Here is a 13,031-nt window from a genome sequence, read left to right on the forward strand (position 1 = left end):
CCGCCGGGCCGCGCCGCCCGGCCGCCAGCCGCCCTCGGGCGGACCCGGCCAGCTGCCGCGTCGCGGCGGGGGTGCGGCCGACGGTGCGGGCCACCTCGGTGAACGGGACGGCGAAGACGTCGTGCAGCACGAAGACCACCCGTTCGGCGGGGGTCATGGTCTCCATGACGAGCAGCAGCGCCGTGCTCACCTCCTCGTTCGCCACCACCCGGTCGGAGGGCTGCTCGGCGGGCGGGGCCATCGCGACGGCGCGGGCCGAGCCGTCTCCGACGCCGGGGAACGTCCCCTCGGGCACGGGTTCGGGCAGCCAGGGGCCGACGTACCGTTCACGGCGGGCCCGTGCGCTGCCGAGCAGGTCCAGGCAGACGCGGCCGGTGACACGGGTCAGCCAAGCCGGGGGGTTGGCGACGGCGTCGCGTTCGACGCAGTCGAGGCGGTACCAGCGCAGGAGCGCCTCCTGCACCGCCTCCTCGGCGTCCGCGACCGTGCCGAGCATGCGGTGGGCGAGGCCGAGCAGCCGGGGCCGCTCCCGCTCCACCCGGCTCTCCGCCGTCCCGCACTCCCCGGTCGGCCGCCCGCCGGTGGCGGCCGTCGGTTCTGTCGCCATGTCGGGCTCCCTCCGGTCGGCGTCCGGACGGGTGGATGCGTTCCGGCCGACGCCTCACATTCTGGCGCGCTGTCTCGTCAGGAGTACGGCGGGGCACCGCCGGTCGTGCCGACCGTTCGCCCCGCCCCCTGTCGGAACCACGGAAGGACCACCATGATCCACGTCGATCTCCCCGAAGGACAGCCGGCCGCCTACAGCCGGCTCCTGGAACTCAGCAAGCAGGCAGACGCGGGCGTCGCGGCGGCCGGGGTGGACCCGCTGCTGTCGGAGCTGGTGAAGATCCGGGTCTCGCAGCTCAACGGCTGCGCGTTCTGCCTGCGGATGCACACGCGGGACGCCCTCGCGCTCGGTGAGACCGCCGACCGGCTGGCAGTGCTCCCCGCGTGGCGGGAGTCGCGGTACTTCAGCGGGACGGAACGCGCTGCTCTGCGGCTGGCCGAAGCGGTCACCTCCCCGGCGGTGGCCACGTTGCCGGCCGGTGACGAGGACGAGCTCGGCGAGGCGCAGGCCGCGGCGATCGCCTGGCTGGCGGTCGTGATGAACGCCTGGAACCGGGTCGCGCTGACCAGCGGTTACCCCGTCGGCCCGTAGCGGGCCGCACCCGTTCGGTGACACGGCGCGCGCGGTGCCCGCCCCGCATGAGCGGGGCGGGCACCGCGTCATCCGGCGAACCGGTCGGCGAGACCCGGATCGGGCCGGGGCACCGGACCGAAGTCCTGGTCCGTGGCGACGTCGAGCCGCCTGATGGCCGCCGCCAGCGCCGGCGGGGTCGCGGACGCGGAGGCCCCGGCGGTGTCGCCCAGGGCGGCGTGCGCACGGAGCATGTCGTGGAGGAACCACGGGGTCTCCTGCCCGAGCGCCGCCACCTGCGCCGCCCAGTACCCGGCGTCGCGGTGCTCGCCCCGTTGCAGGTGGAGCAGGTGCAGGCAGACCGCCGAGGTCCCCCTGCCGGCTCCCGCGCTGAACTGCCACCAGAACTGCGCGCCGTCCGTGCGGTCCGCGAGATGGAGGAGGCAGGCGAAGACCAGCGCGCCGTCCGGCTCGATGCGGACGGAGTTGACCAGTCCGGCGATGCTGGCCGCCGCCTTGGCGTCGCGGACCACCAGCGTGCAGAGCTGCCGGAGGTCGTCCCCCGCGCGGCGGTGGGCCGGCAGCGGACGGTGGCCGGGACGATTCGACCGTGGAGCCGCGGCGGGCCGGGCGCGGGCGCCGGGTGCCTCCCGGCGGAGCGTGGCGGCCAGCCGCTCCTCGATGCGGCGACGCGACTCCTCCAGCTCGCCGCGGGAGGTGGCGTGGGGGATGGCCGCATTGGCCAGGAAGGCGTCGAAGTCCTGCTCCGCGGTCCTCACAGGCTCCTCCGTTCGTCGGGGTCGCCGCAGCCGAGGTCGCGGGAGAGTTTGCCGCGCGCGTGGTGGATGTGGCTGCGGACGGTGCCCTCCTCCAGCCCCATGATGGCCGCCACCCGGCCGGTGGGGTAGCCGAGAACGAACCGGAGGACGACGACGTCGAACAGCCGCTCGGGGAGGCGGGCGATGGCGGGGTAGAGCCCTATGACGCTCTCCATCACGGCGAACTGACCGCGCGTCTGCCGCAGCACTTCGGCGGCGACCCGGCGGAAGACGGCGGTCTCCGGCATGGCGGGCTGCCGTCCGCCCTCGTCGAGGTGGCTGACGACGACGGTCTTGACGACCGCCCAGGCCTCGGCCGCGGGGACCTCGGTCCGCATCAGCGCCCGCCAGTTGACGGCGAGGTAGACGAAGACGTCCTCGACCACCCGCCGGGCCTCGTCCAGGTCGCCGAGTTGCAGCTCGACGTAGGAGAGGTAGGCGGGGTAGTGGAGCTCGTGGAACGCCTGGAAGGCGGGTGGCAGCGGCACCAGGTCGGGGACGGTCCGTCCGGAACGGCGCGGGAGGTCGTTCACGCGCCCTCCCCGGGGGAGACGGGGCGGGCGCAGCGCCCGGCGGGTCTCCCCGGCGGGTGGCACGGGGTCGTGGTGAGCGCCGGAGCGGCCGTACCGGGCCGGACGCTGCGGCTGTTCTCGTGGGTCACGGGGTCTCCAACTCACGTCTTCGGGAGCATGGTTGTGCTCATGCGCGGTCGCGGGACAGGCGGTTCGGTCCCGCCTTGCGATCAGCTAACCGCGTTCCGTGGCCGTTCGTTGAAACGGGTACGGAGATTCTCGCCGACCCGCGGTACCGCGCCGACCGCCCCCCGCGCGCCCCGCCCGCGGGAGTCACGTCGGTGGCGGTCGCCGCTCCCCCGGACGGCGGTGCGGTGAGGCCCGGCGGCCCGCGGTCCTCGGGGCCCCCGGCGTGGTGCTGCTCGCAGCGGCGGGTTCCCCGGTATCCAGGACGCCGGCGGAAGCTCCGACACCCGCCGCGGGACGCCGGGGCGGCGCCCCGATCACGGCTGAGAGCGAGCAGCACGCATGACCGGTGACGGATCGTCCGGCACACACTCCTCCGACCCGCACGTCCTGGTGATCTTCGGTGCCACCGGGGACCTGGCACGGCGCAAGCTCTTCCCCGGACTCCTGCGACTCCACCGCTCCGGGATGCTGCCCGAGCGGCTCTGCGTGATCGGGTCGGGCCGCCACTCCCCCGGCACCGACGAGGAGTTCCGTCGAGCGCTGGGCGAGGCGGTGGCCGACCACCTGCCCCGGGAGGCGTTCGACGCCACGGCCTGGCACGAACTGGCCGAGAACATCACCTTCTGCACCTCCTCCGCGGACGACGGCACGGAGCTGGCGGCGCGAGTACGGCGCGAGCGGGAACGCCTCGGAAACGACACACGGACGCTGGTCTACCTCTCCGTTCCCCCGGGCTCCGCCGAGCCCATGATCGCGATGCTGGGCGAGACCGGCATCGCGGAGGGCGCCTCGCTCGTCATGGAGAAGCCGTTCGGCGAGGACCTCGCCTCGGCACGCTCGCTGAACGCGGCGGTCCACCGGGTCGTAGCGGAGGACCGGGTATTCCGCATCGACCACTTCCTGGGCAAGGAGGCGGTGCAGAACATCCTGGCGCTCCGCTTCGCCAACGGGCTGTTCGAACCGGCCTGGCACCGGCACCACGTGGCGTACGTCCAGATCGACGTCCCCGAGAGCATCGGGATCGAGGGCCGCGCGGGGTTCATGGAGTCGACCGGGACCTTCCGCGACATGTTGACCACGCACCTCTCCCAACTGCTGGGGTTCGTCGCGCTCGAACAGCCGGTGGCGTTCTCCGCCACCGCCCTGCGGGCGGAGAAGCTCCGGGTCTACACGGCGATGCGCCCGCTGGACCCGGCCGAGGTGGTGTTCGGACAGTACGAGGGCTACCGCGACGAGGAGGGCGTGGACGACGCCTCGGAGGTCGAGACGTTCGTCGCGCTGCGCGCGTGGGTGGACAGTCCGCGCTGGTCGGGTGTGCCCTTCCTCCTGCGCACCGGCAAGGCCCTGGGCGCTTCGCGCCGCGTGGTGACCATCGGCTTCCACGAACCGCCGGCGGGGCTCTTCGCGGAGCGCCTGGCGGGGACCTGCCCGGACGAGCTGGTCTTCGAACTGACCGACGAACCGGAGATCACCCTGCAGGTGCGGGCGAAGCGGCCGGGGCCGGACTTCGCCCTGGCCTCGGCGTCGCTGGCTCTGCGGTTCGAGGAGGCGTTCACCCGGGCTCGTCCGCTGGAGGCGTACGAGAAGCTGCTGCTCGACGCGTTGCGGGGCGACCAGACCCTCTTCACCGGCGCGGCCGAGATCGAACGGCTCTGGGAGGTCTGCGCCCCGGTCTTGGAGAACCCGCCCCCCGTGGTGCGGTACGAACGCGGCGGCTGGGGCCCGCAGGCCGCACTGGACCTCCCCGGCGGGCGCGGCTGGCGGGTGTCGCGCGCATGAGCGCCGCACCGCGGTCGGACGACCGTAACCGGCTGTCCCCGCCCTACCTGCCGATCGGTGAGCACGGGCTGATCGGCGACCTCCGCACGGCCGCGCTGGTCGGCACCGACGGGCGGATCGACTGGTTCTGCGCACCGCGGTTCGACTCCCCGAGCGTGTTCGGCGCACTGCTGGACGCCGAGCGGGGCGGGTTCTGGGCGATCGAGCCGGACTGCGAGGTCGCGACACGGCAGCAGTTCTACTTCCCCGAGACCAACATCCTCATCACGAGGATGCTGACCGAGGACGGCATGGTCGAGGTGCAGGACTTCATGCCGCTGCTGCGGGAACACGACCCCGACCACCGGCAGCGGCTGGTCAGGCGGGTGGTCAGCGTCCGCGGGCACATGCGGATGCGGGTCGAGGTGGCGCCCCGACCGGACTACGGGCGCGCGCGCTACCGGACCGAGCGGACCCCCACCGGGTTGCGGTTCGTCGGTGCCGCTCCCCCGCTGACACTGCACAGCGATGTCGCCCTGGAGGAGCACGACGGCGACGCGCACGGTGTGTTCCGGGTCGCGCAGGGCGAGTCCGTGCTCTTCGTGCTGGAGCCCGACGCCTCTGCGCCGAGCGCGGCCGGGAGCGGCTCCCCGGGGGACGGCGGCGCCGTGACCGAGGCACCGGCGCCCTCGGGCGACGGGCGGCGGCCGGGCGGTGCGCCCAGCGCCGGCGGGCCGGAAGCGGGCGGCGAGAGCGACCGGCGGCGCGCGGCCGGCGGCGAGGAGCGGGACCCGCTGGACGCGGAGCAGGCACAGCGGCTGTTCGACTCGACGGTGGCCTTCTGGCGGGGATGGCTCGCGCGGTCGGCCTACACCGGTCGGTGGCGCGAGATGGTGCACCGGTCGGCGCTGGCGTTGAAGCTGCTGACGCACGAGCCGACCGGAGCGGTGGTGGCCGCCCCCACCGCCGCGCTGCCCGAGCACCTGGGCGGCGAACGCAACTGGGACTACCGGTACGTGTGGATCCGCGACGCGGCGTTCTCCCTGTACGCGTTGCTGCGGCTGGGTTTCACCGCCGAGGCGCAGGCCTTCATCGCCTGGCTCTCACGCTGCCTGGACCGGTCCGAGGACGGGGGGCTGGGACCGCTGCGGGTGATGTACACGATCGACGGCGACCCGCACATCCCCGAGGAGGAGCTGCACCACCTCGCGGGGTACCGGGGCTCCCGCCCGGTGCGGGCGGGGAACTGCGCCGCCGGCCAGCTCCAGCTCGACATCTACGGCGAACTCATCGACTCCGTCTACCTGTTCAACAAGTACGGCGGCGGCATCTCCCACGACACCTGGTCCAACCTCGGCCGCATCCTGGACTGGCTGCTCGACCACTGGGACACCCCCGACCAGGGGATCTGGGAGACCCGGGCGGGACAGCAGCACCACACCTACTCCCGCGTCATGTGCTGGGTGGCGGTGGAGCGGATGATCCGCATCGCCAACCAGCGCGGGCTCCCGGCCGACCTGGCGCGGTGGCGACGGGAGCGCGACGCGATCTACCGGCAGGTCATGGAGCGGGGCTGGAACCACGACCGGGGGACGTTCACGCAGCGGCTCGCCGACGCTCCGGGCGAGACGCCACCCGCGGAGCTGGACGCCTCACTGCTGCTGATGCCGATGGTCAAGTTCGTTTCCCCGAACGACCCCCGGTTCCACTCGACCGTGGAGGCGATCGCCGAGGAACTCGTCACGGACGGGCTGGTGTTCCGGTACGACCCGAGGCTGACCCCGGACGGGTTGAGCGGCGAGGAGGGCACGTTCTCGATCTGCTCCTTCTGGTGGGTGGAGGCGCTGACCAGGACCGGGCAGGTGGAGCGGGCGAGACTGGCGTTGGAGAAGATCTTCACCTACGCCAACCACACCGGCCTGTACGCCGAGCAGATCGGGCTGACCGGCGAGCACCTCGGCAACTTCCCGCAGGCCTTCACCCACCTCGCGCTCATCAGCGCCACCACCAACCTGGACCGGGCACTGGGCTGACCGCGCCGGGTCCGGCCGGGTCCGGTGCCCGGTGGTTCCCGCCAGGCGGGGCGCGCGTCGCCGGACAGCCGCTACGGCCTCCCGGCGCCGGCCGGGCCCGGGAGGCCGCCCCCGGTGACCAGCACCTTGACGTGGGCGGGGTCCGAGGCGGCGGCGAAGGCAGCTGCCGCCTCCGCCAGCGGGAACGTCGCGGTGACGATCTCCGCGGCGTCCACCGCGCCCGAGCCGATGATCTCCATCGCTCGGCGGTAGTCGTCGGCGGTGTACATCAGCGTGCCCTCGATCCGGAGTTCGCGGTCCTGTACCAGGTCCAGCCGCACCGGGGTGGGGCCCGGCGCGCCGACCCCGACGACGACGACGTGTCCACCCTTGGCGACGGAGTCGACGGCCTGCCCGATCGAGGAGGCACGGGCGACGCAGTCGAAGACGACGTCGGCGGGGCCGCCGAGGGCGTCGGCGACCCGCGCGGGGAGGTCCTCGCCGTCGGCGGGGAGCACGGCGTCGGCGCCGAGCCGCCGGGCCCGGTCCCGCTTTGCGGCCAGCAGGTCGGTGACGACGACGCGCCGGGCGCCGGCGAGCCGTGCCGCGATCACGAGCAGCAGACCGATCGGACCGGCGCCGAGCACCAGGACCGTGCGGCCGGTGAGGTCCCCTGCCTTGGCCACGGCGTGGACGGGGGTGGCCAGGGGCTCCACCAGCGCCGCCTGGAGGTCGGTCAGCGCGTCCGGCACCGGGTGGACGCGGCCCGCCGCGATGGTGAAGAGGTCGGCCATCCCGCCGGGGGTCTGGCAGCCGAACACCGCCAGTTCCGTGCAGATGTTGTACCGGCCTGAGCGGCACTGCGGGCAGGCGCCGCAGACCAGGCCCGGTTCGACGACGACACGTCCGCCGGGGACGTGGCCGGTCACACCGGGGCCGACCTCCACGACCTCACCGACCACCTCGTGCCCCGGACGGTAGGGCAGCTCGATGAAGGGGTGGTGCCCCCGTGCGGCGTGGGTGTCCGAACCACAGATCCCCACGAGGACGCTGCGGATCAGGAGTTCGCCCTCGGCAGGCCGTGGCGCGGGCACCTCCTCCAGGGTGATGTCGTCGTGGGCGCGGACGAGGACGCGGCGGATCGGCTCGGGCATCGCGGACGGGCTCCGTTCTCGGCGGACGGCGACCGCCGGGCACCGGGACCGGCGCCCGGCGGTCCGGGTCGATGCCATCCTCCGGGTTCGACGGCGCGCGGCGGAGGGCGGGGCACGCACGGCGGGGAGCAGTGCGCCCAAGGCGTGCCCGCTGCGCCGCCACCCCTCCCACCGGGTCCGCCGCGGGGTGTCACCCGTCGAAAACCCGTTGCTCCGCGACCACGTGCCGAGAACACAATGTGCACCTCATCGGCTACGTCTCGGGGGCGGCACATCATGGGGTACACCGAACTGGCGGGCGCGCGGATACCGATCCGGAGCTGGGCGGACCCGGCCGGCATCGAGGAGGGCGCCGCCCGGCAGCTGCACAACGTCACCACTCTGCCCTGGGTGCGCGGGCTGGCGGTGATGCCCGACGTGCACTACGGCAAGGGCGCCACGGTCGGGTCCGTCATCGCCATGGAGGGCGCCGTCTGCCCCGCGGCGGTCGGCGTGGACATCGGGTGCGGCATGTCCGCGGTGCGGACCTCCCTCACCGCCGACGACCTCCCCGAGGACCTCTCCCGGCTGCGTTCCCGGATCGAGGCGGCGATCCCCGTCGGCCGCGGCATGCACGACACCGCGGTCGACACCACCCGGCTGCACGGTGTGGCCGCCACGGGGCCGGACCGGCTGTGGCGCCGCTTCGACGACGTGGCGTCGACGGTCTCCTTCCGGCGGGGCCGGGCCGAGAAGCAGCTCGGCAGCCTCGGCGGCGGCAACCACTTCGTCGAGGTGTGCACGGACACCGAGGGTGCCGTCTGGCTGATGCTGCACTCGGGCTCGCGGAACATCGGCAAGGAGCTGGCGGAGCACCACATCGGGGTGGCGCGGGGACTGCCGCACAACCAGGGTCTGGTCGACCGCGACCTCGCCGTGTTCGTGGCGGACACCCCGCAGATGACGGCGTACCGGCACGACCTCTTCTGGGCCCAGGAATACGCCCGCCTCAACCGGGCGATCATGATGGCGCTGCTGCAGAACGTGGTGCGCGCCGAGTTCCGGGGCGCGGCGCCGCGGTTCGGCGAGGTGATCTCCTGCCACCACAACTACGTCGCCGAGGAGGAGTACGACGGGACGGAGCTGCTGGTGACGCGGAAGGGCGCCATCCGGGCGGGCAGCGGGGACCGTGGGATCATCCCCGGTTCGATGGGCACCGGGTCCTACATCGTGCGCGGGCTCGGCAACGCGGCCTCGTTCAACTCCGCCTCCCACGGTGCGGGCCGCCGGATGAGCCGCTCGGCCGCCAAGCGGGCCTTCACCGCGGCCGATCTCGCGGAGCAGACGCGCGGGGTCGAGTGCCGGAAGGACGCGGGTGTCGTCGACGAGATCCCCGGCGCGTACAAGTCGATCGAGGAGGTCGTCTCGCGCCAGCGCGACCTGGTGACCGTCGAGGCGGAGCTCAAGCAGGTCGTCTGCGTCAAGGGGTGAGGCGCGCGCCGCACGGTCCGGGTCGCGAGGGCGGCGCGCACGGTGGCGCGGGGGCGCCGTCGCACACCGGAGCCGGGGGCGGCGCGACCACCGCGCGCGCCCCGCCCCACGGCCACCGTCAACACGAGGGCGTGAAGTAACCGCCCGGCAAGTCACTCGTTCAGCTCAATGTGACTCCCTCCCAGCCCTCGCCCACCGAGCCCGCCCCGAGCACCGGCGCCGAGCCCCGCCCGGGCAGCGCCGTCGTGCGCCTGGACGTCGCAGAGGCCGCGATCGTCGAGCACTACGCGCGGCTGGTGCGCCTGGGGTACCTCGTCCTGCCGCCCGACCTGGCCCGGCACAAGCGGGTGGTCGCCGCGCACGCCCTCGCCCAGCGGGCGCTGCCGCGGTCGCGGACCACGCGTCTCGCCCGCCCGGAGCTGCTCGGCCACCGTTCCCCCGCGGGCCCGTCCGCCGCTGAGGATCCCGCCGGTGAGGACGGCACCGACCGCGCCAACGCCGACCCCGGGTACGCATGTCTCCGGGAGCGCCTGGTGGCCTCCGTCCTCGCGGTGGCCGACCGGTCCGCCGCGCCGTCGCGCGGTCCGGCGGGGGCGCTGCGGCGGATCGGCCGCGGCCCCCGGTTCCTTCCCCAGGTGCTGGGACTGCGGCTCTCACCGCTGCCCGCCGGCGCCGAGGCGCTCGCCATGGAGCAGGCGCTGCTCGGCGCGGCTCCCGCAGTGCGGGTGGCCTTCGCCCTCGCCCGGCTGGAGCGCCTCGGCCCCCGCGAGGCGGAGAGCCTGCTGACCGCGGCCCGGGTGCGACCGGAGGAGGCGCGCGCGGCCGTCGAGGCGGCGGCTGCCCTCCCGGGCGGGGACCGACCGCCGCTGGAGGACCCCTGCGCGCTCCGGGCCCGCCCCGGTGACCTGCTGCGCCGCCGCCAGTACCGCCGCTCGGGCGTGGCCGCGGCGGGGGCGCTGATGCTGGGAGCCGGTCTGCTGGCGGCCTTCGGCACGGACGGGGCGCCCGGTGGCTCACCGGCCCCCTCCGACGACGCGGGTTCCGGCGAGGCGGCCCCCCGCAACCCGGCGCTGGTCGCGAGCGCCGATCCCGAGCAGTTGGAACGGGTCCCCGAGGGCGCGTGGCGGGACGCGAGCAGGGTCGACTTCGCCTCCTGGGAGCCGCGCGGGACGGCCGTGGACGACGAGGAGCTGCTCGGCCGGGCGCTGGCGGCGTGGGCCGCCGCCGGTCCGGAGGTGACGGTCACGGCCACGCCCGGCACCGCCACCGGCCCCCCGCCCGCCGCGCCCCGGCTGCTCTACGCAGGGCAGGTCGCCGACAGGTCGCTGGTGCTGCTGCACGACGGTCTCCGCCTCGCCCGCTACGCCGAGCCCGCGGACGGCCGGAGCGGGGACGAGCAGGGCGGGACCGGTGCGGCGGACGAGGACCGCGGGGAGCGGGCCGACCGCTCCGGCGGTGACCGCGCGCCGGCCGCGGCGGGCGCCACGTTGGAGCTCGCCCGGGTGGACGGCGCGAGCGGCGGGCACCCCGCCGTCGTCCTCCACCGGGAGGCCGACGGGGTCCGCTACCTGACGGCGCCGTGGGTCGAGAGCGCCGACGTCCACGACCTGCTCGCCCCGGGGGCGGCGCCGACCGAGGTGGCCCTGGGGCAGGACGGGGTGACGGCGCCGGTCCCGACCGCGGTCGGCGCGGCGGAGTGCACCAACTCGCCCCTGCTGGAGCTGACGACACCGTCGGGGCTGCCGACCGGCGTGCTGGTCGACATGGGGGAGCTGGTACCGGTGGCGGTCACCGACGCGGCTCCCGGCGTCGGCCACGGACACCCGCTGCGCGGCGAGGCCGCCGACCGTCTCGCCCGCACCGCCTGCCACCTGCCGGAACTGGCCGGCAGCGGCGTCCGGCTCGTCAACAGCTGGGAGTTCGCCTCGCAGGAGCTGCCGGACGACGGCGGCCGGGCCAGCTGGGTGTGCACCCGGGCCGAGACCTGGCGCGGCGAGGGCGTGCGGACCATGACGCAGCTCCATCTGCCGCCGGACGGCGGGTCCGGAGCGGCGGACGACGAGGACCGCACCGGGGAACGGGGCGGCGCCGCGCGGGCGTTCGGTGAGCCCGGCGAGGTCACGGCCCGGGCCGAGGGCGGCGCGGACTGCACGTTGCGGGAGCACCACTTCGTGGCGTCGGCGCTCTGGCGCTCGCCCGACGACCGCTGGTACCTCATCGCCGCCGCGAGTCCGGGCGTGGGCGACCTGGTCGCCCACGGTGACGTCGACGGCTCGGCCGCGGGGCGGACGCTCTCGGTCCCGGCGGCGGAGGACGCCGACGCCGAGGTCGTGGGCGTCGTCACCGAGACCGGCGCGGACGCCACCGAGTTGCGCTGATCCCCCGCCGGCCCCCGGGCGTCACGTCCGGGGGCCGTGCGGCGCGGTCGGCCCCGCGGGGTCGGCCGGGCGGCGCGGTGCGGCCGAACCGGCGGATCCGCCGAGGCTGAGGGTGCGTTTGGGAAGCCGTTCGATGAACGGCCCCAGCAGCATCGCGACGGCCACCACCGCGGCCAGGACCACGAACAGGGTGCGGGGCGTGGTGTCCAGCAGGCGCGGTGTCCACAGCGCTGCCGCCGCGGCGGCCCCCCGTGCCACCGCCATGACGGCGCCCTGCGCGGTGGACCGCAGCAGGGTCGGGAACGCCTCCTGCGACCAGACCTTGAAGACGGCCTCGAAGGCGAGCGCGGTACCGAAGGTGCCGACGACCTTGGCGAGCGCCAGGCTCCACACGTGGACACCGAGAACGGCGGGCAGAGCGAAGTAGAGGACGAACCCGACGGCGCCGAGGGCGTACCAGCGCATCCGGTGGCGGCCGTCCACCACGCGCATGAAGAGCGCGGCCAGGACGATGCTGAGGAACAGGACGGCCAGGTTGATGCCGGAGGCGACCTGGACGGTGGTTCCGGCGACCTCGACGTACAGGTAGGTGGTGAACTGGCCCATGGTGTTGGCCGCGACGAGGGTCAGCACGTAGAAGGCGGCCAGCAGGAGCATCGGCCGCCGGTGCGGCGCGCGCAGCAGCCGGCGGCCGGCCGTCACCCGGCCCGCCGCCGCTCCGTCCAGTTCCCGCGCGAGCCGTCGTTGCGCCAGCCACTGGCGCGACTCCGGCACCCGGAGCCGCAGCGCCAGTACCAGCAGTGCCACCACGGTGACGTGCGCGTAGAGCAGGCGCGCTCCTGTGGCGCCGAGCCCGCCGACCAGCAGCCCGGTCAGCTGGGTCGCGCACATGCCGAGGTACCAGAGCAGTTGGGAGAGGGCGATGAGCTTGCCTCTGGCCTCCTCGGGTGCCTCCTCACCGATGAGCGAGATGGAGACGGGGAGGTCGGCGCCGGCCGCGAACCCCAGCAGCAGCACGCCCGGCAGCAGCCAGTCGCTGTTCGGCGCGGCGGCGAGGACCGCGGCGCCGGTCGCGAGCATCGTCACGGTGGCGACGAACACCCGGCGACGGCCGAAGCGGTCGCCGAGCCGGCCCCCGAGCAATGAGCCGACGGCGATGGCCAGGGTGAGCGCGGCCGACAGCAGGCCGATGGTTCCCGCCGTGAGCCCCAGCGGGTCCTTGTACAGGACCAGCGCGGCCCCCGTCGAGACGATCGCCGCCGCGTCGAGGTAGGAGGCCATGCCCGCGACGCCGGAGCGGAACCACACCTGCCGGGTGGGACCGCCTCGCCCGTTGTCCACGTCGCCTCGTCCTCCCCGGGCGGGTCCCACAGCGGCGCCGAACGGGACCGGCCGAACGACGCGGCGGAGTCGGCGCCCGCCGCGTCGACCGCAGATTGACATGTCCTCAACCGTCCGTACAGGGCGGGCGCGTCGGATCCGGCCACCGGGTGCCGCGCGGTTCGCGCCGCCGGGTACCCGCCGGGGCGCTGCCGCCCGCCGCGCCGCGGGCCCGCCCGGGGC

General features: G+C 74.9%; 10 protein-coding genes. 5 read left to right on the forward strand and 5 right to left on the reverse strand.

The window, feature by feature from the left end; all coding sequences use genetic code 11:
- Positions 1-607: sigma factor (locus tag HCJ92_RS16440; RefSeq protein WP_275942310.1), on the reverse strand; the 607-nt coding region annotated here is incomplete at its 3' end.
- Between the two features lie 153 nt (positions 608-760).
- On the opposite strand from HCJ92_RS16440, the gene HCJ92_RS16445 reads away from it, so the two are divergent.
- Positions 761-1,198, forward strand: coding sequence for a carboxymuconolactone decarboxylase family protein (locus HCJ92_RS16445; protein ID WP_167934356.1), 438 nt, complete (start codon positions 761-763; stop codon positions 1,196-1,198).
- A 68-nt stretch (positions 1,199-1,266) separates the two neighbouring features.
- Here the strand turns inward: HCJ92_RS16445 and HCJ92_RS16450 are convergent, their stop codons facing one another.
- Both HCJ92_RS16450 and HCJ92_RS16455 read right to left on the reverse strand, forming a co-directional pair.
- The gene (locus tag HCJ92_RS16450; protein ID WP_167934357.1) at positions 1,267-1,956 is read right to left on the reverse strand and encodes a hypothetical protein; all 690 of its coding nucleotides are present in this window, start codon (positions 1,954-1,956) and stop codon (positions 1,267-1,269) included.
- Positions 1,953-2,528 (reverse strand): sigma-70 family RNA polymerase sigma factor, encoded by a 576-nt coding sequence (locus tag HCJ92_RS16455; RefSeq protein ID WP_338054216.1) that lies wholly within the window; start codon positions 2,526-2,528, stop codon positions 1,953-1,955. Before HCJ92_RS16455 ends, HCJ92_RS16450 begins: the two co-directional genes overlap by 4 nt.
- A 507-nt stretch (positions 2,529-3,035) precedes the next feature.
- Here HCJ92_RS16455 and zwf point away from each other — a divergent pair.
- Together zwf and HCJ92_RS24395 are read left to right on the forward strand one after the other, a co-directional pair.
- Positions 3,036-4,475: a glucose-6-phosphate dehydrogenase gene (zwf, locus tag HCJ92_RS16460; protein ID WP_167934358.1), complete on the forward strand. Its 1,440-nt coding sequence runs from the start codon at positions 3,036-3,038 to the stop codon at positions 4,473-4,475.
- The gene (locus HCJ92_RS24395) at positions 4,472-6,487 is read left to right on the forward strand and encodes a glycoside hydrolase family 15 protein (RefSeq protein ID WP_209311216.1); all 2,016 of its coding nucleotides are present in this window, start codon (positions 4,472-4,474) and stop codon (positions 6,485-6,487) included. Before zwf ends, HCJ92_RS24395 begins: the two co-directional genes overlap by 4 nt.
- A gap of 71 nt (positions 6,488-6,558) precedes the next feature.
- On the opposite strand, the gene HCJ92_RS16470 is transcribed toward HCJ92_RS24395, so the two are convergent.
- Positions 6,559-7,620 carry a zinc-dependent alcohol dehydrogenase gene (locus tag HCJ92_RS16470; RefSeq protein ID WP_167934359.1) on the reverse strand — a complete coding sequence of 354 codons (1,062 nt, stop codon included), beginning with the start codon at positions 7,618-7,620 and terminating at the stop codon, positions 6,559-6,561.
- Positions 7,621-7,896: 276 nt separating this feature from the next.
- On the opposite strand from HCJ92_RS16470, the gene HCJ92_RS16475 reads away from it, so the two are divergent.
- Both HCJ92_RS16475 and HCJ92_RS16480 read left to right on the forward strand, forming a co-directional pair.
- Positions 7,897-9,090, forward strand: coding sequence for an RtcB family protein (locus HCJ92_RS16475; RefSeq protein ID WP_167934360.1), 1,194 nt, complete (start codon positions 7,897-7,899; stop codon positions 9,088-9,090).
- A 170-nt stretch (positions 9,091-9,260) separates the two neighbouring features.
- Complete coding sequence (locus HCJ92_RS16480) at positions 9,261-11,468, forward strand: hypothetical protein (protein WP_167934361.1); 2,208 nt, start codon at positions 9,261-9,263, stop codon at positions 11,466-11,468.
- A 21-nt stretch (positions 11,469-11,489) separates the two neighbouring features.
- On the opposite strand, the gene HCJ92_RS16485 is transcribed toward HCJ92_RS16480, so the two are convergent.
- Entirely contained in the window at positions 11,490-12,809 is a 1,320-nt protein-coding gene (locus HCJ92_RS16485) for an MFS transporter (RefSeq protein WP_167934362.1), read from the reverse strand.
- Between the last annotated feature and the right edge of the window lie 222 nt (positions 12,810-13,031).

Origin of the sequence: Streptomyces spiramenti (assembly GCF_012034385.1) — a bacterium.
Classification (GTDB): domain Bacteria; phylum Actinomycetota; class Actinomycetes; order Streptomycetales; family Streptomycetaceae; genus Streptomyces; species Streptomyces spiramenti.

Bases quoted from the DNA above. Each gene is read 5' to 3' on its own strand.
- HCJ92_RS16445 (WP_167934356.1), top strand. From the start codon at position 761: ATGATCCACGTCGATCTCCCCGAAGGACAGCCGGCCGCCTACAGCCGG.
- zwf (WP_167934358.1), top strand. From the start codon at position 3,036: ATGACCGGTGACGGATCGTCCGGCACACACTCCTCCGACCCGCACGTC.
- HCJ92_RS24395 (WP_209311216.1), top strand. From the start codon at position 4,472: ATGAGCGCCGCACCGCGGTCGGACGACCGTAACCGGCTGTCCCCGCCC.
- HCJ92_RS16470 (WP_167934359.1), bottom strand. From the start codon at position 7,620: ATGCCCGAGCCGATCCGCCGCGTCCTCGTCCGCGCCCACGACGACATC.
- HCJ92_RS16475 (WP_167934360.1), top strand. From the start codon at position 7,897: ATGGGGTACACCGAACTGGCGGGCGCGCGGATACCGATCCGGAGCTGG.